This window comes from Reinekea blandensis MED297, from assembly GCF_000153185.1.
In the GTDB taxonomy this organism is placed as follows: Bacteria; Pseudomonadota; Gammaproteobacteria; order Pseudomonadales; family Natronospirillaceae; genus Reinekea; species Reinekea blandensis.
This window is the reverse complement of record NZ_CH724153.1, coordinates 97,016-121,319: the sequence shown is the minus strand read 5'-3', so window position 1 is coordinate 121,319 and position 24,304 is coordinate 97,016. Positions and strand designations below refer to the sequence as shown.

The following is a 24,304-nucleotide window of genomic DNA, read 5'->3' as shown; positions in this document are numbered from 1 at the left end:
AACAGAATCAAAGGACCCCCAAGCGAGATGAGCAACCTTGTAGAAACGGTGTCTAACGACATCATCGAGTCACTGCAAAATGATCAACTGACCCTGCCCAGCCTGCCGGAAGTCGCCTTAAAAGTCCGGGATGTTGCTGAAAAGGATGACTCAACGATCAACGATCTGACCGAAATCATCGCACGAGACGCGGCCTTGTCCGCACGCATCATCCGAGTGGTTAACAGTCCTTTATTGCGTGCACCGCAGGAAGTTAAAGACCTGCCGATGGCCATCAGCCGACTGGGCATGAACTACACCTCCAACCTGGCCATTGGTCTGGCAATGGAGCAGATGTTCCAGGCCACCAGCGACATGATCGAAAAACGCATGCGGGCGCTCTGGCAACTGACCGGACACATCGCCAGCTGGTGTTCCGTGTTGGCGGCACATACCAAGGTGCTGCCACCCGACGAAGCGATGTTGGCCGGCTTGATTCATCGATTAGGCGCCCTGCCGATTTTGACCTATGCCGAAGAACGTGACGATCTGATTCAAGACAACATCACGCTGGGGAAAGTGATTGATCGACTGCACGGACCACTGGGCACCGCGATTCTTGAAAAGTGGGAGTTCCCGGTCACCCTGTCGAGCATTCCAAAAACCTACCGTAAGTTGGATCGCTCACCGGATTCCGTCGATTACGCCGGTCTGGTGACGCTGGCAAACCTCATACACAACCGCAAACTGGATGCCGGTTGGGGGTTAAAAGATTGGGAAACCATAGAGCTGTTTGGCTTGTTCAACTTACCGACCGATCGCGAGGACGAACTGTATGCAGACCTCGCCGAGCGTGCTGAAGCAAACTACTCAGCGTTGGTCTGACGGTCTGATGCAATCAACCCTTCCAGCCTGAGCATAATGGTCAGAGCCTCGTCCCGGCTCTGGCCACAAAATTCAGGCTCAGGGGTAAACTGCCCACAAACGGCAGGCCGACGACTGTCGCCAAACAACACACATCGAAAATGCCGATCCAAATGCACGCAAGCCACCCCTGCTGGCTTGCCCTGCGGCATGCCATAAAACGGCTGATTAATAGCCGGTGCAATACAACAGGCTCCACACCCATCGCGACATTCCATGCGTCAGTCCTCTTCCGCTGGCAGGATGGCGGACTTGCCCCCTGCGTAGATTTTGAAAACAACGATCACTAAACTACGGCCATCAACACACGAGGAAACCACTCAATGCTTCACTCAGAATCCTTTGGACAAGGTCCGGATATCATCTTTCTACACGGTCTGTTTGGCGCTGGCGATAACTGGCGCAGCATAGGTCGCGCGCTGAGTGAACAGTTCCGAATTCATTTACTCGACCTGCCCAATCACGGTCGCTCCCCCTGGACCGATAATCCTGACCTGCCATCGCTGGCGGAGTCCGTCGCAGACTGGGCTGACCAACAGGGGCTGACCCGATACCATCTGCTGGGTCATTCCATGGGCGGAAAAGTTGCCATGCAAATGGCCCTGAACGAATATGCGAACCAGATCGACCGCTTAATTATCGTTGATATCGCTCCGAAAGCCTATGCCCCTCACCATCAGGATGTCTTCGCCGGGTTACACGCCATCGATTTTGATTCAGTAAAAGATCGCAAGGCTGTCGACGCTCAGCTGACGCCATACGTTCAGGACGCAGGCATCCGTCAGTTTCTGCTCAAAAGTCTATATAAAAAGGATAATCGGCTGGCATGGCGTTTCAATGTTGACGTGCTCGAAAATAAGTACGATGCGGTTGCCTGTGCACCTGAAGTCACTCAGCCTTTCAATGGGCCAACCCTGTTCATCAAAGGCATGAACAGCAAATACATTGAAGCCCAGGATCAGGACACCATCCAAACTCTGTTTCCTGAAGCCAGAGCAAAACTGATAGAAGGGGCCGGACACTGGCCTCATGCTGAAAAGCCGGCCGCGTTTAAACAAATTCTGGAAGGGTTCCTAGGGCCGAATTAAAACCATTTACATCGTCGTTATCACTTGCTCTGGTGGAACAACCACGATTCGCGCGTTCTGCCTTGCCGTCAATGGTTTTAATCTCGGCAGAATAGACAGAAATAGTGTTAACAGGCCCTGACACCCTGACCGGCTCCGTGCTGGTCAGTATCAGCGCTCACTTCGGTTGGGCTCAAGTATAATCTTCATTCCCTCACCGGGCGCGGACTGTACATCAATCGACCAATTGAGTTTCTGAGACAACAGGTTAAAGACGATGTGCATACCTAATCCGCTGCCCCCTTTGCCACGGGTCGTGGTGAAAAACGGATCAAAAATATGGTTAAGGACCGATTCACTGGCACCAACGCCATCATCGGCAATAATCAGACGAAAACACTGATTGGTTTTCATCAGTTCGATACGCAGGGTTCCCTCTAAAGAGCCATGATCGAAGCCGTGTTTCAGCGAGTTCATAAACAGATTGGTGATAACTTGCGCTACAGCACCGGGAAAAGTGTCCACGATCACCCCTTCAGTAAGCACGGCCTCCAGTTTAACGGATGTCCCTTTCAACTGATGACGCAAACTGAGTAAAACCGAGTCAACATACTCACCCAGGTCAAAGCGCCGCTTTTCTTCAGCGGTTTGATCCACCGACACCATCTTAAAGTTAGAAATGATCTTCGCGGCCCGATCCAAACTCTGAAAAATAATCTCCGCATACTCTTCTGTTTCGTTTATAAACTGTTCAAAACGAGCTTTGGTTAATCGGCTATTGTCGACATCATTTTTAACCTGACTAATCAGATCCAACATGGAAGAAGCAGCCAACTTTCCGTTGCCAATCGGCGTGTTGGCTTCATGCGCGACACCACTCACCAAGCTACCCAGGGACGCCATGCGTTCATTCAGTTCGTTTTGTAATCGATAATGTTCATTCTTGGCTTCTAACGCATCGGTGTGCAGCAGCTCCGCAAGTTGTGGCGCTAAGAAGTCGATAAACTCGGCACTTTGGGGTGCGCAGCAGGCCACCGCAAAGCCGTAATCAACCTGCTCGGCATGTAACGGACACAGAACCCAATAGTTTTCGGCGCTGACCGGTTTAACCGGTAGTATTTTCTGTCCCGGGGAGAGGTGTCGCTGCGCACCTTGCGAGGTGTATTCGGTATAGCCGGATGTACCATCGTCGGACAACTCATTCAAAAAGACCGATAGATGACTAACGCCTAAATTGCCAAGCGCAGGCTCCAGGCTAATCAGAAGATCCTTAAGCGACTGCTTTCGATTTACATTTCGAAGAATTTTAATTTTCCGGGAGTTATTGTCGCGCTGTTGCAACAACTCCCACTGCGCCAACAACCGCTCCTGATGCTGTCCAATGCCCGGATGAACATCGCCTGTAGACCCCCGATATACAGGAAACCCCTGCACCGTTCTGACGGATCCAATGACGTCGCCTGCCAGTTGCCGCAATCCTGCTTCTGCCACACAGGCACCCAAGCGTTCAGCCGGATAATGCACAGTGGTTAATCCGGGCATAACAAAGGCTGCGTACTCAAAGTCATCATAACCGGTCACCCAAACATCCTCTGGACAGGACCAGGGTGATGCAGCGAGCGCATCTAACACGCCTTTTGCAGACAGATCATTGGCACAAACAATCAGCCCGGGAGGCTGATCGACCTTAGCCAGATAACGGCTGACCAAGCGCTCGGCCGTTGCAGCAGTAAAATCACCTTGCAGAATCTGGTCGCTGGTCAAGGTCTGTCCTTGCTCGGCCAGAGCCGCCTCCAGTGCCCTTTGCCGATGCAGGCTGTCTTCATTTAACGCCGGGCCTGAAAGAAACAACAGGCTCGATCCCGAGCGCCGTCGCAGGATGTCTCGCATTAAGGTCAACATGGCGCCATAGTTGTCGACCTCAATTGTGGGATACCCCGCCAGCGGACTGCCCATGTTAATCACCGGAATATCGGTGTAGCGCGCCAACACCTTTTGCAAAGCTTCATGACCGGATATATAGGAAAGCCCTCCGCCATAAACCAACAGCAAGTCTGGCTGCAAACTTTTCAGCAAATCATGGATCCAAAACAGATCGGTCAGTGCATCCGCATCTTCCGGAAGATAATCCAAAGGCACAAACACCAGCTTGATGTTTTCACCCAACAATCGTTCGTGAATCCCGGTACAGATTCGCTGTTCAATTGTCTGCGAAAAGGTTGGTGTCAAGACCAGGACAAAAGGCGTGTTCAAAAGAATTCAAACTCAACCGAAATGTAAGGCTAAGCATAGACCACATTTCAGCACTACAAACGCTCAGCTTTGTGACTGAATGCTGACTTATGGTGCACGACAATGGCATTTACATCGAGTAAACTGAGGGTCGTCCCTCGCAACACCGCATTTTCTGCGAAATTAAAAAACTGGCACGGTACTCGCTATATAGAAAACATCGAAAACGTTTTGTGGTTTACACAAAGGGTTTTCGATAAACACTGTGATTTGCGTATCGAGCATTTGCGCTCTCAGGCTTTCCTGAGAGCGCTTTTTTTTGTGTGTTTAGCGTGCGTCAAGTCGCTCAGAAACTGGGTGCGGTTTTGCTGTTGCAGCCAACTGCTGCAGCAATGCCTTCATTACCTCACCACGATTTTCTGTCCAATGAGGCCCCAACAATAACGCTTTGCGACTGACGGCCGACATCACCCGATGTACGATGACATGGTCGGGAGTACGACGCAGCACTTCGGCCAGCGTGTCGACGTATTCACCCTGACCGATGCAGATGTAGTCACCCTGTGTTAACTGCCGAGCTAACTGAGTACCTTTCACGACATGCAAAGGATGCCATTTCACACCATCGACACCGGCATCCAACACCTGTTGCCAACTGTCGAGCACATGGATTTTAGACTCCCCAGGCAAACCGACGATCAGATGCGTACAAACTTTCAGCCCCAGTTGTCGGGCTCGGGTGACGGCATCCCGGTAATCGGCCATGGTGTGCCCACGGTTAATCAACGCGAGGGTCTCATCGTGTGCACTCTGCAGACCCAACTCCAACCAGACTTCATACCCTTGCTGTTGAATATCGACAAGGACGGCTAACAAAACATCCGGTATACAGTCAGGTCGGGTACCGATGCACAAGCCGACGACGGCATCATGCTGTATCGCGTCCAGGTACATTTGTTTCAGACGCTCAAGGTCGCCATAGGTATTGGAGTACGCCTGGAAATACGCGAGGAACTTGCCCGCACCGGTTTTAGCTTTCAGCCGGGGAATATTCTCAGCCAACTGGGTCGCAACCGACGCGGGCGAAAAATCATTGGGGAAAAAACTCTTATTATTGCAAAAGGTACAACCACCAATCCCTTTGCTGCCATCCCGGTTCGGACAGGTAACATCGGCGAACACAGAGACCTTCTGAACCCGTTCCCCAAAGCGTTGCTTCAGGTAAGGACCCAGCGTATTTACATAATGATCAAGAGACATAGGTCCCCCTTTTTTCTGGTCGCCCGATTATGCATCGTCTGTCCTCGGGCACATTGAGCCGGGTCAGCCATCACAAAGAGCAACCGAGTGAACCCGTGGTTTGAGTCGCATTCCCGGACTTTTGCTGCCAATGAGGCGCCCCGCTGACCCGAATTTTTGACAGAGATCTCAGAATATTTGTCAACATTGGGTATAAATAGGATCTATTGGTATTTAAAAGAGCATAGCGAGTTTCGCATTAGCTCACTGATCGAAACGAAAAAAGCAACAAAAACTGCTTTCGAAAAAATGCCAAAGAGATACCAATACTCTAAGGTAGGCAGTTAAATTGTGGATCCACAATTTATTTACCTTTAATCCATACATCGCTCTGAGATGTACTCGAGAGCACTGAATACTCAATTGAAGGTAAGATTATGAACACAAACCCAATGATCGGACTCAGGCATATCCTGACCGGCGCTGCGGTCGCGCTGACGATGTCATCATCGCTGTTTGCCGCCGACTGCAATGGCGTTGCTGAATGGCAACCGACCACCGTTTATCTGGGTGGCGATCAGGCCACTCAAAACAACCAACTCTACACCGCCGCCTGGTGGACACAGAATCAAAGCCCGGAAACCCACTCCGGCCCCTGGCAGGAATGGAAACATCAGGGTGAATGTGAAGGCACTAACCCGCCGGGAAATGAACCCCCAACAGCAATCATTAATGGCCCGTTCTCTGCCAAAGTCGGCGACACCATTGCCATGAACGCCACGGCTTCTTCGGATGCTGATGGCTTTATCGAGTCTTACTCCTGGACATTCGGCGATGGCGCCAGCAGTAACGAAATGAACCCGGCCCATCAGTACAATGCTGAAGGCACATACGATGTGACGCTGGAAGTCACCGACGATGACGGTGCGAAAGCCGTTGCCAAGACCACCGCGACGATTTCCAATGACACACCACCGCCGACAACCGATGCCAAAGTCATTGGCTACTTTGCCGAATGGGGCGTTTATGGTCGTGACTATCACGTCAAAGACATCGCCACCAGCGGCTCTGCGGATCGTCTGACTCACATCCTGTACGCCTTTGGTAACGTTAAGAACGGCAAATGTACCGTCGGTGATTCCTATGCGGCCTACGACAAAGCCTATTCGGCGGCAGACAGCGTCGATGGCGTGGCCGATACCTGGGATACGGGCGCACTGCGCGGCAACATCGGTCAGTTTAAGCGTCTGAAAGAGATGTACCCGCACCTGAAGATCATCTGGTCCTTTGGTGGCTGGACCTGGTCTGGTGGTTTCGGTGAAGCCGCTCAGAACCCGGATGCCTTTGCTGAATCCTGTTATCAGTTGATCAATGATCCTCGTTGGGCCGGCGTCTTTGACGGCATTGATATCGATTGGGAATACCCGAACGAATGCGGCTTGACCTGTGATAACAGCGGGTTTGACGGCTATCGCAATCTGATGGCGGCCCTGCGCGCCCGTTTCGGCACTCAGCTGGTCACGTCCGCCATCGGCGCAGCTGAAGCCAAGCTGCGTGCAGCCGATTACGGCGGTGCCGCACCTTATGTCGATTTCTACATGCTGATGACCTACGACTATTTCGGTGCATTCAATCCGCAAGGACCAACAGCACCGCATTCTCCGCTGTACAGCTACAACGGCATCCCAACAGACGGTTTCTATTCAGACAAGGGCATTCAGGTGCTGAAAAGCCTGGGCGTGCCATCTGATAAGATTCTGCTCGGCATCGGCTTCTATGGCCGCGGCTGGACCGGTGTCACCCAGAGTGCGCCAGGCGGTAGCGCATCCGGTGCGGCACAGGGCGAGTACGAAGCGGGCATCAACGACTATAAGATCCTGAAACAAAGCTGCCCGGCGACGGGTCTGATTGCCGGCACCGCTTACGCGCATTGTGGCAACAACTGGTGGAGCTACGACACCCCACAGACCATCCAGAGCAAAATGGATTATGTAAAACAGCAGGGCCTGGACGGTGCGTTTTTCTGGGAACTGAGTGGTGACACAGCGGACGGTGAACTGATCCGCGCCATCGATAACGGCCTGAAATAACCGAGATCGTTATTGGCTTCAGACATCCCCGATTGTCGGGGATGTCTTTTCTGAACGGGGCAAATCTACGATGCCCCTGCTACGCCCAGCCCAACACAATGAAACTAGGCAAACTCCCGCCAAAGGCTTTCAAACTCGGCCGCAAAATCCCGAATAACCGATTCATCGTTTAATAGAAGAATATTTTCATGATTGTAGCGAGTCGCACTGACGGTCCAGTTAAAACTGCCGGTCGCGATCTGGCGGGCATCGGCAATAACAAACTTATGGTGCATGTGATGTCGGGTACGGTCGACTCGCACGGGAACGCCCTGCTCGGCCAGCCAGTCGATATCGCTGCCTTTGTCTTCCGTTTTATCGTTATCCGTAATAATACGAACCTCGACACCCCGCTGATGCGCTTTCAGCAGCGCCTCACGAATGCGATTATCCGATATTGTAAACACACAAATCTGCAGCGACTGATGCGCACCATTGATCAATCCTAACAAGGCGTTAAGACAGTCCTCACCCGGACTAAAAACCACACGACTGATAATAGAATCAGGCTGGGAGTTATCGAGGCTTTTAATGACTTTTTCTAACTACTTATAGGGCGGATAAACATCCGGATGGTCACGACTGTAATCCGCCGCCAGTTCAAATGCGCGGTTACGCACGTAAGCCCGCTGTTCACGATTCAGCGGTTGAAATACCTCATAAAGTTCGGCCGCTTCAGACGTGTCTACTTTTTGATCTTCAAAGGTTTGCTGCAGCATCGATTTCAGCTGTTGATAATCTGACATGAAGGTTCTCTTTCGTCCTTGGAAAAACGGCTACCTTACCGTTGACCTTCACGGAAGTCATCTCACCAACAGCCGCTGTCGATGTCAGTTGTGTCGATACAGCGAGTCGTACATCTGCTTACCGATCATGATCAGCTGCGTCGTATCTTTATAACCGTTATTCTGAGTTTCATAGACCACGACGTTATCCAGTGTCGAGAAGATGGCGGCGGTGTGATACGCCGAAACCGGGGAAAAGTGCGCGTACCCGAACCGAATATGATACACCGTCGGTGATTCCGGCAATCCCGGAGCGTAAGCGGGGAGCGACGACAATAACGCCTCCGTATCGGCAACGCGCGTCATCCGAAACCCTGAGGTTTCGCCCTGAAACGTCAGGCTGACCTCGCCATCCGCGTCCGTGGGTCGCGGATCGTCCGCAAACAACAGACCCAGTTCAAGATTGTTGGATTGACGGTTCAGAAAATCAACATCCGGCTCTGTACCGGGCGTCATAATGATGTAGATATCCATGGCCATACTCAGGGCTCCGAAAACAGTGATGGTCAATGTCAGAGGGCATTCTAACGGCCAATCAGTGTAATTCGGATGTCAGAGATCAAGCAACTCGGAAGGCTCTGCAATGCGACAAAGCGGGACATTGTGACTCTGAAGCCATTGCAGTAGCTGTCGTTGGATCTGTTCAGCCATGGACGCCAGTTGAGGCAGTGAGTTGGTATGAACCGTCAACACAGGAATAGACTGGTCCCGGCAAAAGGCACCGAATATCTCACTCAGGTCACGATCGATTTGTTTTGCAGCGTAAAAGGCTGCCACCGCATCTTCGATACTGACGGCATACGACAGCTTATTGAAAACCGACAGCATCTCCTCATACGCTCCACATAAACCACTCGCCGGCTCAACCCCTTGCGGTTCAGCCTGATGATCCTGAAGCCAATGTTGCAGTTGCCGGAAGGCGGCGACAGTCACCCGGATGATGTCATCGGCATTGCCACTGTCAAACACCCGCAGGTAGTGTTCTTTGAGTGCTGGCGGAACCTCCGCGCAGCGCGCCAGGTCCACCAACCAATGCGCACCACCGCGGCAGTAGCGTTGATTCCAGTAACAGACGACCCGCAGACATTCATCAAAAACATCCAGTGCCAGCGGTTTAATGGCCATCAGTTCATCCAGTTGAATGAGCTGATAGAGCAACCCATTGATGTCGTTCATGACAGCGTGTAAACGCCAACGCAGATGGCCGTTGTCCGGCTGGGTAAGAATGCAATCAAGACGCCGCTTCAGATCCTGAAATCGATGCGTGCAATCCGGATGCCGGCTGTACACCAGTTGAGCATCCGCCAGAATAGCTACCCGCGCGTCTTCAAACTCCGACATTGCGATCAGCTGATGCCAGTTAATCGGCCAGAAATCGTGTCCAATGCCCTGATGAATAAAGGCCAGCATCGGTTCGGTATCCCCCGTATTAGTCGGCACAAAGAACACATCCAGGTCGGACAGATGGTGGGCGCCGCCGGTCACTCGGGACCCGTATACAGCGATCAGATCAACGGTGTCTTCGAATCGTTGTTCAACACGCGTGATCAAGGCATTCAGAAGCGACTGCTCGCGCTCGGGCAAAGACAATGAAAACCGCATAGCCAGGTCTCCTTTCCGGGACCATTTCCCGGACACTGTAAGGCAGTGTAAAAAGCCCGCTACCGAAAACCAATCATCGAGTCACTCTAGTCTGCCGATCATTGATCCAGCGCAGTCTATCCAGTTGAGCAGACAGCGCCGGTGACCGCATTCAGACAAAGGAAAATCGGGTTTCACCGAACGAGATCTGCTAAACTGCCGCCTTTACTCATCACTCTGCCAGAGGAACCAAGGCTTGTTCGCATCATTCGATTTACACCCCAAACTGACCGCCGCCATTGAACAACACGGCTGGACAGAACCGACCGACGTTCAAACGGCCAGCATCCCCCAGGCATTGGATGGCAAGGACCTGCTGATCAGCGCCGAAACCGGCAGCGGAAAGACAGCCGCCTATCTGCTTCCGGCTCTGCATCGGGTGTTGAGTGAACGCAAGCCCAAAGCCGGCATCCGCGTACTGGTCATGGTTCCGACACGGGAACTGGCGCAGCAGGTGATGAAAGACTGCGAAGCGCTGACCCAACAGACTGGTTTAAAAACGGTCATCATCCGCGGTGGTCAAGAGTTCCAATATCAGGCTTCGTTGCTGCGACGCAATCCGGAAATCGTCATCGCCACGCCCGGCCGAATGACTGAACATCTCAACAAAAACAGTACCGATCTGCTCGATGTTGAGTGCCTGGTGCTGGATGAATGCGACCGGATGCTCGACATGGGGTTTCGTGATGAAGTGCTGGCCATCGCCGGTCAGATCCGGAACGACCATCAGACCTTGCTGCTGTCGGCCACGCTGAAGCACCGCGGAGTCAGTTCGGTGGCGAAAGACATTCTGAATGATGCGGAATTTATTCAGATCAAACCGGAAATGCTTCAGGAAAACATTCGCCAGCAACGCATTTTCTCAGACGGTCCTGCGCACAAAACAAAACTGGTCGACTGGTTGCTGAGCCATGAAACCTTCCAGAAAGCCATCGTGTTCACCAAAACCCGCGTGCAGGCTGAAGAACTCGCCAACAATCTGCGCTTGCATCAGAAGCGCGTGGCGACCCTGCATGGAGAAATCGAACAGGATGAACGTAATCGCATCATGACGCGGTTTCGCGATGGCGTCGTCGATGTCATTGTCGCCACGGATCTGGCGGCGCGTGGATTGGACGTTGAAGGCGTCGACCTTGTCGTCAATTTTGACATTGCCCAAAGCGGCGACGAACACGTACACCGGGTCGGACGCACCGGACGCGCTGGCCAAAGTGGCCTGGCGGTTTCATTGGTGGCCGCTCACGATTACAACCTGATGTCGTCAATCGAGCGCTATCTGGGTATCCGTTTTGAGCCGCGTGAAATTGACAGCCTTAAAGCTAAATACAAAGGGCCGGCCAAGGTTAAGTCGAGCGGCAAGGCTGTGGGTCATAAGAAGAAAAAAGCCGACACCACAACATCTCGCAAAAAGGCGTCGAAAGTTCGCAAGCGTCAGACCAAAAACATTGGTAAACGCCGCGCGCCGGCAGCGACCAGTCAACCGATTGAAGACGGCGGATTTAAGCCGTTGAAAAAGAAGAAAAACCTGGCGCCGGACGAATAAATCGCACGGCTTATCACCGGCCCCTTCCGGGCCGGCGTCCCCTTAACGCAAGAACTCAGCCCGGGTTCGATCATTACTTTTAAACAGACCACCTAACGCGGTGGTTTGTGTCGTCGAATTAGCATCTCTGACCCCTCTGGCTTTTACACAGTAATGCGTCGCCGTCATGGTTACCGCCACGTTTTCGGTCTCCAACAACCCTTGCAACGCCACTAAAATCTGTTGCGTCAAGCGCTCCTGTACTTGCGGTCGCTGAGCGAAAAAGCGCACGATCCGATTGATTTTCGACAATCCGATAATTTTTTGATCTGGAATGTAAGCCACGGTGGCGACGCCATCAATCACAACAAAATGGTGCTCACACGTGCTGGTCAGTGAAATGTCTGCCACCTTCACCATCTCATCGACCTGCATTTTGTTTTCGATCACCGCCACCTTGGGAAAGTTCTCGTAATCCAGGCCACCAAACACCTCATCGACATACATCTTTGCAATCCGGTGCGGCGTTTCCTGCAAGCTGTCATCGGTCAGATCGAGTCCCAGCGTTGCAACGACTTCCGTCATCAACCCTTGAATCCGCTCGTACTTTTCATCACGACTCAGGGCGTTCGGGGCGAGCGGAGTTTCCAAACCTCGCTCAATGAGTAAATCTCGGACCAATGTGGCTTCAGGTGTCATCGTTTTGTTCCCGTTTTCACTATGTTACCTATTACGAAAGACTGAAAACTTTGGATGCCAGCCGCTCGTCTTTTGCTGGAAAAACAGGGAAATACCGGCTTTACTGTTCAGGAAGCGTCTTACACTTGTAAAACATGACAGAACCTCAGACTTCCGAAACCATATCAACCACCATCCAGCTGACTCTGGACGTGGATGACATAACTGGCATCGCCACCGCTGTAACGGTGAAAACGGAACAGACGGGTGAGATCAGTGTCGCCGATATTCTGGAAACTCTGAGTGCTCAAGGTGCCAAGGACTGGAAAGTTGATCACAACGCCATCAATGATGTTCTGAAAAAAGCCAAAAAACATCTCGAAACCCGCATTGTTATTGCGCGCAGACTCGACGCGAGTTTCAGTCTCAAACTTGCCTCCGATAACATGAGCGCCACCATCCATGTTGAACCGGCCTATGGTGGCGATCCGCTAACCCGCGAAGACCTGCTTGCCGAACTCACCGAAAACGGGGTCGATTCAAAACGTGTTCTGGGCGATGCTTTGCAGTTTCTGATTTCCGCGACCAGTGCAACCGATGCCATCGTCGCGGAAGGCAAACCTGCCGTCGCCGGCGCTGACAGTGAGTTCATCCCCCTGGTGCAGGACGACAACGCACCGCAGGAGCTCGAAGAAGACGAACATGGCCGGGTGGACTTTTACGCCGGTAAAACCTACAGCACCGTTGAAGCCGGAACACCGATCCTCGAACGCCGCCCGCCCCAGGCCGGTCAGGTTGGGATGGATATTTACGGTCAGATCATCCCCGCCGAGCCCGGAAAAGAACGGCCCTTCGCCAGCAAAATGGAAGGGACCGAGTTCGCCAGCAATGATCCAAACCTGGTGGTGGCAAAAATGAGCGGGCACCCGGTGTTTTTTGATCAGGGGGTTCGGGTCGATAACAGCCTGTCCTTCGAAACCATCGGCTTATCTACAGGGCACGTCACCTTTGATGGCTCGATCGAAGTCAAGGGTGACATCATGGCGGACATGCGAGTAGAAGCCACTGGCGACATATTTGTTAAAGGGGCGGTGGAACGAGCAAAAGTCATTGCCGGTCACAACCTGCACATTGGCGGCGGTATCATTGGGGATACCAGTGTCACCGTAGAGGACGGTGATGACTTACCGGTGTTGGAATGTCGGCTTGAAGCGACGGGCGACATCAGTGTTCGCTATGTCAATCTCGCCAGCCTCAAAGCCAAGGGAAACATCGAGATCCGCGAATACGCGTTCCACTCCAGCCTCAGTGCCGGCGGCACTATCTCACTGGGACAGAATGGCGGCAAAGGCAATCTGGTCGGGGGCGACACGGTGGCCGGGCATTCGGTAACGGCCAAACTCTTGGGCAACCGGGCTTATAATGTCACGCGTATTCGAGTCGGTCTGTCTCATGACGCTTGGATCGACATGCAGAAACTCCGGTTTCTGCGTGAACAACGTCTGCAGCAGGCCAGGACGTTACGCAACAATCTTGATCGGCTGAAAGCCAAAGGTCAGGAGGAACCGTTGGCACCAAAAGACATTCAACGTGCCCGTAAAATTCACGACACTCTGTTGAAACTGCAAAGCACAATCAAAGAAATCGACGCACGGATGAACAGTCTGCAGGATTCCGGCACGAACCAGAACGAGCCTTTCGTCTCCGCCACACAAGCCTGCTATCCGAACTGCGACATCACCATCAACGGTGTACACCTAATCACCAAGCAAGAACACCGAGCCATCACCTTTGTGAAAAGGGGAAGCGCGGTGACTGCCAAATCCTGAGGACGATATGTTATGACCGTCAGCACAATAATGACGCGAAAAGTACAGACTCTCACACCTGAAAATTCCTTTGAAACCGTGCGAGAAATCTTCCGGAAGGTGTCATTTCATCACTTAGTGGTGGTCAACGATCACAATGAGTTGAAGGGTATCCTTTCCGATCGTGACATGATGGCGCAAATCGCCCTGTGGCTCGATCGAAACAATGGCGAGTCATTCACCGACTTTCTGCCTCGTTTAACGGTCGGCGACGTCATGACCCGGGACGTCATTACCGTCGATGCCGAAACGCCTATTGATACCGCTTCCGTGCTGTTATTGGAAAATCGAATCAGCAGCCTGCCGGTGATCGACGTCGATCAGAAAGTCATTGGTATCGTGACCTGGAAGGATCTGCTGAAGTACTATGTGTACGAATAATCCATAGGCACCGCTCATCCCAATGACAAACTGGACTATTGAATCACTCGCGGCTGCGTTACGCGCCGGTGAAGTCACCGTGCCGGAAGTTGCACAGTACTATGTTGATCGCATCATGGCCGAGGATGCCGAAGGACCCAACGCCGTTTTGACGCTGAATCCATTCTGGATGGAAGACGCCCAACGGTTGCAGGCCACACTGCAGAACGAGGCTCCACTGCTCCACGGCATCCCGATTCTGGTCAAAGACAACATCGACACCTACACCATGGGCAACTCAGCCGGCAGCGTCGCGCTTAAACAAGTCCCCGTTGAATCGGACGCACCCATCGTCCACCGGCTGCACGAACAGGGAGCCCTCATCCTCGGAAAAACCAACCTCTCTGAGTGGGCCAACTTTCGTTGTATGGCGTCGGTCAGCGGCTGGTCCAGCCTGGGTGGTCAGACACGCAATGCGCTGAACACTCGCTGGAGTCCATCGGGCAGCTCTTCTGGCTCGGCAGCGGCCGTCGCCGCAGGCTTTGCCGTTGCCGCGATTGGTACCGAAACCGATGGCAGCATTGTCAGTCCCAGTGCGCATCACGGCCTGATCGGCCTCAAGCCGCAGGTCGGCCGGGTTTCGCGCACCGGTATTATTCCAATTGCCTGGAGCCAGGACACCGCCGGGCCAATGACCAGAACAGTCCGTGACAGCGCCATTATACTTGATGCGATCAGTGGTCCGGATCCGGATGACCCGGTGACCCTGTCTGCAGAAAACATCCTCGAAAAGAATCTGCTTAATGAATGCAACGCATCGTCGTTGTCCGGTCGACGCCTTGGTTTTTTGAAACCTGATGAACAGTTTGGGACGGAAGTTCACGAAGCCTTCCCGCGGGTGATTGAACAATTACGCCAAGCGGGTGCCGAATGCATCGAGCTGTCGCCACTCCCCAGCCTGGCCACCCTACAGGATCATGAAATCACCATCATGACCAGTGAGTTCCCAGAAGCACTGGCCAATTATTTTATTAACCGACGCCCGGAGTCGCCGCTGAAAACCTTGGCCGATGTGCACCGGTTTAACCTGGATCATGCGGATACCGTCTTGTCGGTTTTTGGGCAAACCTGGTTCGATCGATGCCTGAGTGCGCCCTCAACTCAAACACAGATGTACGCTGAGGCGCTCGCGAGCATCGACGCGTTTCGACAGGAAATGTCAGAAGACTGGTTTCTAAAGCATAACCTGGAAGCCATCGTCACCCCCAGCAATGGACCTGCCTGGTTGATTGATCACCAACATGGCGATCGATATACCGGCGGCAACAGCCATCTTGCCGCGGTATCGGGTTGGCCGTCGATCACGGTCCCTTATACCGAATCCGACGGTCGACCATTGGGTGCGTTGTTTGTCGCTCCGGCCTGGCAGGAAGCCCGATTGCTGAATATTGCGTTTGCATTTGAAACTTACATTCAAAGGACCGACGAAACATGAACAGTGCCTTATTGATCATCGATATGCAGAATGGTTTTCTGAACGAGTACCCCGATAAAAGCGACATCCCCGGCGCGATTGAGGTCATTAACTATGTTGCGGACCTGATGCGCAAAGGCGGTCAGACCGTGATTCATATCCGAGACGTCGGGGAAGCGGACTTTATGTCAGAGGAAGACCTCGACATTCACCCGGATATCCAACAGGATCCGGCCGATCTGCATTTAGAAAAAACGTACTCGAACGCTTTTCACAATACCAAACTTGCACAACGCTTAGCTGAACGAAACATCAAATTCTTGATACTGGCCGGACAAGCCGCCGAGCATTGCGTTGTCTTTACCTACAATGGCGCAAGCGAAAATCAATTGACCGCTACGGTATTGCAAGACGGTGTGATCAGTGCGAAAACCGGTCGTTCTCAGATGTTAATGGAAGATCGGAACATCATTTCTCATGCGGCCATCCGCGCATTAATCCCTAACGCCTGAAAATCAATAGCTTCCGCCGCCATGACAACAAGGGACATAAAGTCTGCCAAGGATGGTGTCCCTGCAAACTCCCCTGCCTTAAACATCAAACGGCTTCGAACGGTGAAACTTGCTTTTCACAAGCAACACGTTTAAAGATGACCGCTAACCAATTATCGTTCAACGAAACAAACCGACCCGTCGTTTGTTCGAATCAACCCGTCTTACGAGCTTTTTTATGATTGAACAGTATCAAATTCCGTTGCTAAAAGATCATCACACTCACCCGTCCATCAGCGCTGCTTTTTCCGGTGCCATCAAACTTCGGAACGTCCCTGAAAAAGCCGATGCGCTCGCGTTGATCCGCAACAGTAAAGAAGAGATGACGGTGGTGCTGGGCTGGAACACCAGTTACTACCAGTTCAGCGATGAAGAACTCGAATCGTTTCCTCCCGTGGTCATCTGCAACACGTCGCTTCATGGGTTTCTGATCAACCCGTCAGCCAAAGCGATGCTGAGCAACAAGCACCCGGACGTCATCGCGAACATCGATGATGAAGAATGGGTTGAAGCCAACATCTATACGATCCTGAAATTCCTGACCAACTTAAGGCCGCTGGAGACGGCGCGACTGAAAGCATTTTACGATGACGAGTTACTGCCGCTGGGTGTTTGGTATGCCGAAGACATGCTGCTGCCAAACCGGGAACTGATCGCACAGTTTAATGAACTTGGTTATCGCGATCGAACTCGTCTGTGGGCTGATGAAGATGTACTGACAAGCCTTACCGAAGAAGATCGCCAACAGATCGACGGCATCAAACTTTTTACCGATGGTGCATTGGGCGCCCGCACGGCCGCTGTTTCCATTCCGTTTCTGTCAGGAGAGACCGGGCTGCTGAACTACAGCGATGAACATCTGCGCGACAAGATGGCGCAACTGCGGCACTACAACCTGCCCTTTGCGATTCATGCGATTGGTGATCGGGCCACCGCCCAGGTGGTAAACACCACACATTCGTTGAGACAGGAGTTCCCGGACTTTCCTCCGGTGCGCATTGAACACTGCCAGTTCATCAGCCGGGAAACCGCTACGCTGGCAAAGTCACTGGACATTGCGCTCTGCCCCCAACCCAATTTCAGCTCAGACTCAGGCGTCTACACCGATCGCCTGCCGCCTGAACTCTGTCGTGCAAACAATCCGTTCCGGATGTTAATTGATGAGATTGGCTACGTGCCCGGTGAAGATTTACTCTTTGGCTCCGATGGTATGCCGCATGGTGCCGAATATGCACTGCAGCAAAGTCTGTTTCCGTTGTATGACGAGCAACGCCTGACGATGGACGAGTTTATTCAGGGATACTGCATGCCCGACATGACCCACGGATCCCTGAACGTCACCGTGAATACCCAGGAGAAAACCGTTAAGGTCGAGGTCTGTCCCGCCTAATCAGCAGGATGCGCAACCGACGTCACCAAATGATCCGGCAGCTCCGGCGATACTCGTTTGAGCAACGAGATAAGTCGGTTATCTGACCATTTTTGCTTGTACACCAAGCCAAAATTAAAATGGATGGCCGGCTTAAAGGGTTTAATAAGCAGCCGGTCGCGGGTCATCTGATGATCGTAAGCAGTGATCGGATTAATCACCGCGATTCCCACCCCGTTCGCGACCAGCGCGTAAATCGCCGCGATGTTCGATTCCGTTTTACCGGCGATCCGGATGTTTTTCTGCGACAGTTGCAGCAACAGTTCATCGGCCGCTAAGTTCGGCTGGTTGGGCACCACCAGATGCTGACCTTCAAAATCTTCAATGGTAATCACTTCCGCCTTCGCCAACGCATGATGCTCGGGCATCAGGCAAACCGCTTCCGTTGAAAACAACTCATCAACCACGAGCGCTTGGCTGGCAATCGGCAATGAAACAAAGCCGACGTCAAACGAGTCGGCTTCCACGGCGCGCACCACCTCCGGGCTCGGCATAATATCGAGATAGGTACTGTACTTAGGGCTGTCATTGAGCATACGCGCGATAGTCTTGGGGACATAGGCAAACCCCAGCGCTGGTGCTGACGCAATGCGCAAGCGGGACGCGCCAAACTCACGCAGCGCCGCAATGCTGTGCTTCATGTTTTCCAGATGCCCCATCAACCGCAGCGCTTCCTGATACAGCTCATCGGCTTCCGGCAGCGTCACCAGTCGTTTTTTATGACGCATGAACAGCGGGAATCCAATGTTGTCTTCCAACTGGGCCAGGGACCGGCTGACACCAGACTGGGTAATGCCCAGGTCTTTGGCCGTGCGCGTCGCATTTCCGGTTTCGTAGAGTGTTTTAAAGATCAGCAACGATTTTATCGAGCTGATGTTGATGTCGTTATCGTTCATCTCGGCCATCGCCATCTCTCCGATCGGAAAATTCAAAAGTTAATGACTTAAAATCATCAAATAATGATAAAACATCATACATTGAAATTAAGTTTTCGCTATACCTATAATAATTCCAAGCGATGTCGCTCTGAGTCTCTCTAACGCGGTATTTATCATGTCCAACAATGCACTGTTTTATCTGACAAGCGAGACCATGCCGGTGGTCAGTCACGCCGATGGAATCCATATCTGGGATACCGACGGTAAGCACTATATCGATGCCTGCTCTGGCGCCATCACCTGCAACATCGGCCACAATCATCCGGCGGTTAAAAACGCCATGGTTGAACAGCTCGATAAGATCGCCTTCAGTTACCGCACCCAATTTGAAAGCCAGGTTGCACTGGATTTAGCCGAGCAACTGGTAGAGCTGACGGCCGGCGAACTGGACAAAGTCTATTTTGTCGGCAGCGGCTCCGAAGCGGTGGAGAGCGCCATCAAGCTGGCCATTCAATATTTTGTATGCCAAGGGCAACCCGAACGACATCGGTTTGTTTCGTTACGGCCCTCTTATCATGGCAGCACGCTCGGTGCACTGGGGCTGACCGGTTACGAACCACTCGAAGCGCCATTTCGTTCGGTAACCCAAGGCTCGATCAAGGTGCCATCGCCCGACTTGTATCGCTATCAGGAAAGCAGTGTTGAAGAACACATTACATCCCTGTTAGAGCAGACAGAACAGGCCATTCAAGCCGCAGGAGCCGAGACCATTGCCGCCATTGTCCTTGAACCGGTGGGTGGTGCGAGTACCGGTGGCCGCATGGTCACTCAAGCCTACATGGAGGGTTTGCGAACACTCTGTGACCGTTACGGGTGCCTGTTCATCATGGACGAAGTACTCAGCGGTATGGGCCGAACCGGCCAATGGTTTGCCTACCAACACTTTGGCGTCGCACCGGACATTCTGGCATTGGCTAAAGGTCTCGGTTCCGGTTACTACCCGATTGCTGCCATGCTGGCACGAGGCAGCATTGTCGAACAGGTCAGCCAGGGTGGCGGGTTCATGCATGGTCATACCTATGCGGGCAATCCCCTGGCCTGCGCAACGGGTCAGGCGGTCATTGAGGTCATGAAGTCTGAACACCTGCTGGATAACTGCACCCAACGTGGCAACGAGCTGCGTGAGAAACTTGAACAACTGGCGCTGAAACACCCCAGCATTGGCAACATCCGAGGCATTGGCCTGCTGCAGGGTGTCGAACTGGTTCAGGACCGAAATGCCAAAAAGCCGTTTCCGGCGTCGTTCAATGCGTACGCCAAATTAACAGAACTGGCCAAAGCGCGCGGCCTGCTGATTTACCCAAGGCGCAGCCTGGACGGCTTAGCCGGTGATCACTTTTTGGTGACGCCGCCATTGACCGTATCGCAAACCGATATTGACGACATCATCGACTTGCTGGATGGCAGCCTGTCCGACTTTGAACACCTTGTCGCCACTGCAGAGACCTTTCTATGAAAAAAAATCGCACCCTGGAGGACGCGATTGCGGCCATTCCGTCTGGCGCCACCGTCATGGTGGGCGGGTTTGGTAATCCGGGTACTCCTTTCAGCCTGATCAACGAACTGGTGCGTCAGGGTCAGACCCAGCTGACCCTGATTAAAAACGACGCCAATGAACCACACCACGGCATCAGCCGTCTGATCGAAAATGGCCAGGTCGATCGGCTGGTGACCACACACATTGGTTTAAACAAAACCGTCATTGAACTGATGAATCAAGGCAAAATTGACGTGCAGTTTCATCCTCAGGGCATGCTGGCCGAAAAAATCCGCACCGCCGGCTCCGGCAGTTACGGTTTCCTGACCGACATCGGTCTGGAGTCGGAAATCACTCAGCAAAAAGATGTACTCGAATGGCAAGGGCAAACCTACAAAGTTGAGATGGCACTGACGGCCGATTATGCACTGATCCATGCAGCGCAAGCCGACTGGTTGGGCAACCTGTTGTACCAGGGTTCGGCGATCAACTTCAGTCCGCTGATGGCGATGGCGGCCGACCATGTCATTGTCGAAACCATCGATCTCAAACAGCCCGGGCACTTCAAACCGGAGCACATTCACACACCAGGTGCGTTCGTGGACAGCGTTGTTGAGCTGAAAGCACTCACCGATGATTACGGAATTTTAGACCACCATGTCCGTCGTTGAACGCATCCTGACCCGCGCGGTGCTGGAAATTACCCAAGGCAGCATCGTCAACCTGGGGATTGGCTTGCCCACTCAGGTGTTGCATTACCTCCCTGATGATTTCGATGCTCAGATTCATTCGGAAAACGGCATACTGGGCGCCTGGAAACAAAGTGCCCCCGAAAACATGGACCCGTTTTTAATTGACTCCGCCGGGGCTTATGTTTCGCTGCGGGAAGGGGCCAGTCTGTTCGACAGTGCGGTCTCGTTTGCCATCATCCGCCGGGCCCGACTCGACCTGACCATGATCGGCGCCTTCGAAGTGGATGCTCAGGGCAATCTCGCCAATTGGAAAATCCCGGGCAAGTTTTCACCCGGCATCGGCGGCGCGATGGAACTCGCGCAAAAAACCAAACGTCTGGTAGTGCTGACCACGCACACCGACAAACAGGGTCGCCCGAAAATTCTTGAGCACTGTCGATTGCCGCTGACGGCAAAAGCCTGTACCGATCGCATCATTTCCGATCTGGCCGTCATCGATGTCACGCCTGAAGGCCTGATGGTCCGCGAAAAGCTCGTTGACATCAGCAACGACGAACTGCAGGACAAAACCGAAGCCAAACTCATGTTTACCGCCGAGGAATAAACTCATGACCATGACAGAGCAAGAATCCACACTGCTGGCCAGCGCCGACGATGTTTTTCCGGAAACCCTGTCCTTCATCGAAGACATGGTAAAAACCTATTCGGTCCTGGGTGAAGAACAGGCCGTGTTGCACTGCGTGGAAGAACGCATGAGTTCACTGGGTTTACCGGTGACCCGGGTCGGTATGCATAAAGCCCATCTGAGTCAGCACGAGCTGTATGTGCCGGTGCCCTGGGATCACGAAAACAAATACAACCTGGTGTCCCAACTCAACCCGGAAGCGCCCGGGAAAACCCTGGTATTCAATGGTCATCTGGATGTTGTGCCCGCGGACCCGTTCGAGATGTGGACTCGCCCACCCAATGAGCCATGGCAACAAGACGGCTGGCTCTATGGTCGCGGCGCCGGCGACATGCAAGGCGGTGTCGCGGCTATGATCTATGCCGTACATGCGATTCGAAAAGCCGGCTATCGCATCACGACGCCACTGACGCTGCAAGCCGTGGTTGAAGAAGAGTGCTCAGGTAATGGTGCACTGGCTTGTTTGCATCAGGGCTTTGGTGGTGACTTTGTCCTCATTCCGGAACCGTTCGGGCCTTCAATTTATTCCGGACAAATCGGCACGCTGTGGTTCAAAATCAGTTTGCGTGGTAAACCTGTGCACGTTCAAGCCGCCGGCACCGGCAGCAATGCCATCGAAAAAATCCAACGATTAATACCCGGACTGCATCGCCTGGAAGATGAACTCAATGAGCGTTATCGGGCAGGACCTTATCTGGCGTTCGACCATCCGTTTAACTTGAACATCGGCGCGATTAACGGTGGCAACTGGCCGTCGAGTGTTCCGTCTTTTGCTGAAATGGAATGCCGTATCGGGTTCCCTCCCGGTATGACCGCGAATGAGATTATGCAGAAAGTCAGTGATTGTATTGAGCAAACCTGCGCAAACGATCCGGCCTTTGCCGACGAGCGACCCAAGCTGAGATTTCATGGCTTTCGTTCCGAAGGTCATCTGGTCGATTTAGATAATCCCGGCATTGAACTGCTGTCGCAATGCCACCGCAGCCTGATCGGAGCAGACCCTGAACCCTATTGGTCAACCTGCACCACCGACTTACGCGCCTTCCACTTCTACAACCGCACCGGCGGCACCTGTTACGGACCGGTCGCCAAGAATATTCATGGCGTCGACGAGTGCGTGAACATCGAATCGGTTCGCCATGTCCTCAGAGCCTATGTCCTCTTTATCAGTCGCTGGTGTCGTTTGGAGAAACTATGAACCCCGTTTACCTGACCCACTATCAACGCACGGCTTTCAGCCGGGCGCATCCAAAAAAAACGGACGTCGATGCGCTGGCCGATTGGCCGGCTGACAAACTGCTGGCGACATTGATTGATCACAGTCTGGAGACCTCCGGTGTCAACCCAGAGCAGATTGACGATCTCAGTCTCGGTTGTGCATTGGCAGTGAAAGAGCAATGGAGCTTTGGCGGTCGATACCCACTGATGCAAAGCCGACTGGGCGACCAGGCCGCCACCCGCATGATCGATCAACAATGCGGTTCCAGCCTCGCGGCATTAAGGTTTGCCATGATGACCATTGCCTGCGGCGCCAATACTGTTGCGTTGGCTGGCGGTTACGAACAGATGTCGCGTGTGCCAATGGGCCCCGCGCTGTTTAAAGACGGCACCCTGGGCGTACCCACTCTGGACTCCGCCACCGGAAAAACCTATGACATGACCGTCGCGCTGAACATGGGGCTGACAGCCGAACGATTAGCCGCACACGCTGGCATCACACGCGATGAAATGGATCGCTTTGCCTGCCGCTCGCATGAGCGAGCCTATCGCAGTCAGCAATCCGGCTTTTTAGCTGATGAGATTCTCGCCATCCCATTGGATCATGAAAAAACCTTTGCCCACGATGCCGCCATCCGACCGGAAACGACTGAGGAAAAACTGGCCACCCTGTCGCCGGCGTTCAGTGAACAGGGCGACATTACTGCCGGTAACAGCTCGCCGTTAACCAGTGGCGCATCGTTGGCGATGCTGATGTCGGAACAGGCGATGTCTGACCATGGTCTCACTCCCATGGCGCGCATCGTCGGCTGCGTCGATCGCGGTACGCAACCGGAACTGATGGGACAGGGCGTGGTGCCGGCGGTCAAACGCCTGTTGCATCAGCACGGTCTGACAGTCTCCGACATCGACCTTTGGGAAATCAACGAAGCCTTCAGTGTGGTGCCGCTGTATGCGCAACAACAGTTGCACATCGACAGTGAGCGGTTAAATGTTCATGGCGGCGCTTTGGCGATCGGACACCCACTGGGTGCCACCGGTATTCGTCTGGTGGGAACATTGGCATGTTCACTTACACAAACCGGCGGTCGCTATGGCATCGCGGCGGCGTGCATCGGTGGCGGTCAGGGCATCGCCATGTTGATTGAACGCGTGTAAGCACAACACGTAGGTTGGATTCATGATGACCTTAGCGTGCCAGAGTTCCGCCTGCCTGATTACAGGCCCTAGCAGCCTGTTGAAAAAGTCTTTGCATGCTCAGCGAGATCTGAAATGTGCAGCGGGTGTGTTTTGTCTCGACGGACAGGGTGGCTCCCTTTCCTAGAGGCAAAGCGCAGCCGATGTGCGTTTCAGGCCCCGCCCGAAGGGGAACTCGGACGGGCCCGGACTCTGCGTTGTCCTTTTTCGATGGGTGGA

At 53.1% G+C, this 24,304-nt stretch carries 23 protein-coding genes; 14 read left to right on the top strand and 9 right to left on the bottom strand.

From position 1 onward, the window contains the following. Nucleotides 1-27 precede the first annotated feature (27 nt). Nucleotides 28-864: an HDOD domain-containing protein gene (locus MED297_RS15305; protein WP_008046494.1), complete on the top strand. Its 837-nt coding sequence runs from the start codon at nucleotides 28-30 to the stop codon at nucleotides 862-864. Here MED297_RS15305 and MED297_RS15300 read toward each other — a convergent pair. Beyond that, complete coding sequence (locus tag MED297_RS15300) at nucleotides 846-1,121, bottom strand: YkgJ family cysteine cluster protein (RefSeq protein WP_008046492.1); 276 nt, start codon at nucleotides 1,119-1,121, stop codon at nucleotides 846-848. The genes MED297_RS15305 and MED297_RS15300 overlap by 19 nt on opposite strands. Nucleotides 1,122-1,226: 105 nt before the next feature. Here MED297_RS15300 and MED297_RS15295 point away from each other — a divergent pair, with 105 nt between their 5' ends. Continuing rightward, the gene (locus MED297_RS15295; RefSeq protein ID WP_008046491.1) at nucleotides 1,227-1,991 is read left to right on the top strand and encodes an alpha/beta fold hydrolase; all 765 of its coding nucleotides are present in this window, start codon (nucleotides 1,227-1,229) and stop codon (nucleotides 1,989-1,991) included. Between the two features lie 150 nt (nucleotides 1,992-2,141). Here the strand turns inward: MED297_RS15295 and MED297_RS21475 are convergent, their stop codons facing one another. Both MED297_RS21475 and mnmL read right to left on the bottom strand, forming a co-directional pair. Continuing rightward, nucleotides 2,142-4,223 carry a substrate-binding domain-containing protein gene (locus MED297_RS21475; protein ID WP_008046490.1) on the bottom strand — a complete coding sequence of 694 codons (2,082 nt, stop codon included), beginning with the start codon at nucleotides 4,221-4,223 and terminating at the stop codon, nucleotides 2,142-2,144. Nucleotides 4,224-4,529: 306 nt separating this feature from the next. Then, complete coding sequence (gene mnmL / locus MED297_RS15285; protein ID WP_008046489.1) at nucleotides 4,530-5,462, bottom strand: tRNA modification radical SAM protein MnmL/YtqA; 933 nt, start codon at nucleotides 5,460-5,462, stop codon at nucleotides 4,530-4,532. Between the two features lie 416 nt (nucleotides 5,463-5,878). Between mnmL and MED297_RS15280 the strand changes: the two genes are divergently transcribed. Then, complete coding sequence (locus MED297_RS15280; RefSeq protein ID WP_154650970.1) at nucleotides 5,879-7,531, top strand: glycosyl hydrolase family 18 protein; 1,653 nt, start codon at nucleotides 5,879-5,881, stop codon at nucleotides 7,529-7,531. Nucleotides 7,532-7,635: 104 nt separating this feature from the next. Here the strand turns inward: MED297_RS15280 and MED297_RS21470 are convergent, their stop codons facing one another. The 4 genes from MED297_RS21470 to MED297_RS15265 all read right to left on the bottom strand — a co-directional run bounded on the left by MED297_RS21470 (nucleotide 7,636) and on the right by MED297_RS15265 (nucleotide 9,957). Beyond that, nucleotides 7,636-8,022 (bottom strand): phospholipase D-like domain-containing protein, encoded by a 387-nt coding sequence (locus MED297_RS21470; protein ID WP_161599309.1) that lies wholly within the window; start codon nucleotides 8,020-8,022, stop codon nucleotides 7,636-7,638. A gap of 93 nt (nucleotides 8,023-8,115) precedes the next feature. Next, a complete protein-coding gene (locus MED297_RS21465; protein ID WP_008046486.1) occupies nucleotides 8,116-8,316 on the bottom strand; it encodes a hypothetical protein in 201 nt (66 codons plus the stop codon). A gap of 84 nt (nucleotides 8,317-8,400) precedes the next feature. Continuing rightward, nucleotides 8,401-8,835: a hypothetical protein gene (locus MED297_RS15270; RefSeq protein WP_008046484.1), complete on the bottom strand. Its 435-nt coding sequence runs from the start codon at nucleotides 8,833-8,835 to the stop codon at nucleotides 8,401-8,403. Between the two features lie 72 nt (nucleotides 8,836-8,907). Beyond that, entirely contained in the window at nucleotides 8,908-9,957 is a 1,050-nt protein-coding gene (locus tag MED297_RS15265; protein WP_008046482.1) for a nucleotidyltransferase domain-containing protein, read from the bottom strand. A gap of 235 nt (nucleotides 9,958-10,192) precedes the next feature. On the opposite strand from MED297_RS15265, the gene MED297_RS15260 reads away from it, so the two are divergent. Further along, the gene (locus tag MED297_RS15260) at nucleotides 10,193-11,539 is read left to right on the top strand and encodes a DEAD/DEAH box helicase (RefSeq protein WP_008046480.1); all 1,347 of its coding nucleotides are present in this window, start codon (nucleotides 10,193-10,195) and stop codon (nucleotides 11,537-11,539) included. 42 nt (nucleotides 11,540-11,581) lie between these two features. Here the strand turns inward: MED297_RS15260 and folE are convergent, their stop codons facing one another. Then, nucleotides 11,582-12,217 (bottom strand): GTP cyclohydrolase I FolE, encoded by a 636-nt coding sequence (folE, locus tag MED297_RS15255; protein ID WP_008046478.1) that lies wholly within the window; start codon nucleotides 12,215-12,217, stop codon nucleotides 11,582-11,584. A gap of 134 nt (nucleotides 12,218-12,351) precedes the next feature. Between folE and MED297_RS15250 the strand changes: the two genes are divergently transcribed. The 5 genes from MED297_RS15250 (at nucleotide 12,352) to MED297_RS15230 (ending at nucleotide 17,839) form a co-directional block, all read left to right on the top strand. After that, nucleotides 12,352-14,025, top strand: coding sequence for a DUF342 domain-containing protein (locus tag MED297_RS15250; protein WP_008046476.1), 1,674 nt, complete (start codon nucleotides 12,352-12,354; stop codon nucleotides 14,023-14,025). A 12-nt stretch (nucleotides 14,026-14,037) separates the two neighbouring features. Further along, nucleotides 14,038-14,445: a CBS domain-containing protein gene (locus tag MED297_RS15245; RefSeq protein WP_008046474.1), complete on the top strand. Its 408-nt coding sequence runs from the start codon at nucleotides 14,038-14,040 to the stop codon at nucleotides 14,443-14,445. A 22-nt stretch (nucleotides 14,446-14,467) separates the two neighbouring features. Then, nucleotides 14,468-15,919, top strand: a complete 1,452-nt coding sequence (locus MED297_RS15240) for an amidase family protein (RefSeq protein WP_008046473.1) — start codon at nucleotides 14,468-14,470, stop codon at nucleotides 15,917-15,919. Further along, on the top strand, nucleotides 15,916-16,410 hold the full coding sequence (locus MED297_RS15235; protein WP_008046472.1) for a cysteine hydrolase family protein: 495 nt from the start codon (nucleotides 15,916-15,918) through the stop codon (nucleotides 16,408-16,410). Before MED297_RS15240 ends, MED297_RS15235 begins: the two co-directional genes overlap by 4 nt. A 217-nt stretch (nucleotides 16,411-16,627) precedes the next feature. Beyond that, nucleotides 16,628-17,839, top strand: a complete 1,212-nt coding sequence (locus tag MED297_RS15230; RefSeq protein WP_008046471.1) for an amidohydrolase family protein — start codon at nucleotides 16,628-16,630, stop codon at nucleotides 17,837-17,839. Here MED297_RS15230 and MED297_RS15225 read toward each other — a convergent pair. Continuing rightward, on the bottom strand, nucleotides 17,836-18,783 hold the full coding sequence (locus MED297_RS15225; protein WP_202594560.1) for a LysR family transcriptional regulator: 948 nt from the start codon (nucleotides 18,781-18,783) through the stop codon (nucleotides 17,836-17,838). The genes MED297_RS15230 and MED297_RS15225 overlap by 4 nt on opposite strands. Before the next feature lie 148 nt (nucleotides 18,784-18,931). Here MED297_RS15225 and MED297_RS15220 point away from each other — a divergent pair, with 148 nt between their 5' ends. From MED297_RS15220 to MED297_RS15200, 5 genes are read left to right on the top strand one after another with little or no spacing between them, the layout of a single operon-like run. Then, a complete protein-coding gene (locus MED297_RS15220) occupies nucleotides 18,932-20,272 on the top strand; it encodes an aminotransferase family protein (protein WP_008046469.1) in 1,341 nt (446 codons plus the stop codon). Then, on the top strand, nucleotides 20,269-20,964 hold the full coding sequence (locus MED297_RS15215; protein ID WP_008046468.1) for a CoA transferase subunit A: 696 nt from the start codon (nucleotides 20,269-20,271) through the stop codon (nucleotides 20,962-20,964). The genes MED297_RS15220 and MED297_RS15215 overlap by 4 nt, the downstream gene beginning before the upstream one ends. Next, entirely contained in the window at nucleotides 20,951-21,589 is a 639-nt protein-coding gene (locus tag MED297_RS15210) for a 3-oxoacid CoA-transferase subunit B (protein WP_008046467.1), read from the top strand. Before MED297_RS15215 ends, MED297_RS15210 begins: the two co-directional genes overlap by 14 nt. Nucleotides 21,590-21,593: 4 nt before the next feature. Next, nucleotides 21,594-22,868, top strand: a complete 1,275-nt coding sequence (locus MED297_RS15205) for an ArgE/DapE family deacylase (protein ID WP_008046465.1) — start codon at nucleotides 21,594-21,596, stop codon at nucleotides 22,866-22,868. Then, nucleotides 22,865-24,046: an acetyl-CoA C-acyltransferase gene (locus MED297_RS15200; RefSeq protein WP_008046463.1), complete on the top strand. Its 1,182-nt coding sequence runs from the start codon at nucleotides 22,865-22,867 to the stop codon at nucleotides 24,044-24,046. The genes MED297_RS15205 and MED297_RS15200 overlap by 4 nt, the downstream gene beginning before the upstream one ends. Nucleotides 24,047-24,304 lie beyond the last annotated feature (258 nt).

Excerpts from the sequence above, each read along its gene's own strand:
- MED297_RS15305 (WP_008046494.1), top strand. The coding sequence starts at position 28 with ATGAGCAACCTTGTAGAAACGGTGTCTAACGACATCATCGAGTCACTG.
- MED297_RS15300 (WP_008046492.1), bottom strand. The coding sequence starts at position 1,121 with ATGGAATGTCGCGATGGGTGTGGAGCCTGTTGTATTGCACCGGCTATT.
- MED297_RS15295 (WP_008046491.1), top strand. The coding sequence starts at position 1,227 with ATGCTTCACTCAGAATCCTTTGGACAAGGTCCGGATATCATCTTTCTA.
- mnmL (WP_008046489.1), bottom strand. The coding sequence starts at position 5,462 with ATGTCTCTTGATCATTATGTAAATACGCTGGGTCCTTACCTGAAGCAA.
- MED297_RS15280 (WP_154650970.1), top strand. The coding sequence starts at position 5,879 with ATGAACACAAACCCAATGATCGGACTCAGGCATATCCTGACCGGCGCT.
- MED297_RS21465 (WP_008046486.1), bottom strand. The coding sequence starts at position 8,316 with ATGTCAGATTATCAACAGCTGAAATCGATGCTGCAGCAAACCTTTGAA.
- MED297_RS15270 (WP_008046484.1), bottom strand. The coding sequence starts at position 8,835 with ATGGCCATGGATATCTACATCATTATGACGCCCGGTACAGAGCCGGAT.
- MED297_RS15265 (WP_008046482.1), bottom strand. The coding sequence starts at position 9,957 with ATGCGGTTTTCATTGTCTTTGCCCGAGCGCGAGCAGTCGCTTCTGAAT.
- folE (WP_008046478.1), bottom strand. The coding sequence starts at position 12,217 with ATGACACCTGAAGCCACATTGGTCCGAGATTTACTCATTGAGCGAGGT.
- MED297_RS15250 (WP_008046476.1), top strand. The coding sequence starts at position 12,352 with ATGACAGAACCTCAGACTTCCGAAACCATATCAACCACCATCCAGCTG.
- MED297_RS15245 (WP_008046474.1), top strand. The coding sequence starts at position 14,038 with ATGACCGTCAGCACAATAATGACGCGAAAAGTACAGACTCTCACACCT.
- MED297_RS15240 (WP_008046473.1), top strand. The coding sequence starts at position 14,468 with ATGACAAACTGGACTATTGAATCACTCGCGGCTGCGTTACGCGCCGGT.
- MED297_RS15235 (WP_008046472.1), top strand. The coding sequence starts at position 15,916 with ATGAACAGTGCCTTATTGATCATCGATATGCAGAATGGTTTTCTGAAC.
- MED297_RS15230 (WP_008046471.1), top strand. The coding sequence starts at position 16,628 with ATGATTGAACAGTATCAAATTCCGTTGCTAAAAGATCATCACACTCAC.
- MED297_RS15225 (WP_202594560.1), bottom strand. The coding sequence starts at position 18,783 with ATGGCCGAGATGAACGATAACGACATCAACATCAGCTCGATAAAATCG.
- MED297_RS15220 (WP_008046469.1), top strand. The coding sequence starts at position 18,932 with ATGTCCAACAATGCACTGTTTTATCTGACAAGCGAGACCATGCCGGTG.
- MED297_RS15215 (WP_008046468.1), top strand. The coding sequence starts at position 20,269 with ATGAAAAAAAATCGCACCCTGGAGGACGCGATTGCGGCCATTCCGTCT.
- MED297_RS15210 (WP_008046467.1), top strand. The coding sequence starts at position 20,951 with ATGTCCGTCGTTGAACGCATCCTGACCCGCGCGGTGCTGGAAATTACC.
- MED297_RS15205 (WP_008046465.1), top strand. The coding sequence starts at position 21,594 with ATGACCATGACAGAGCAAGAATCCACACTGCTGGCCAGCGCCGACGAT.
- MED297_RS15200 (WP_008046463.1), top strand. The coding sequence starts at position 22,865 with ATGAACCCCGTTTACCTGACCCACTATCAACGCACGGCTTTCAGCCGG.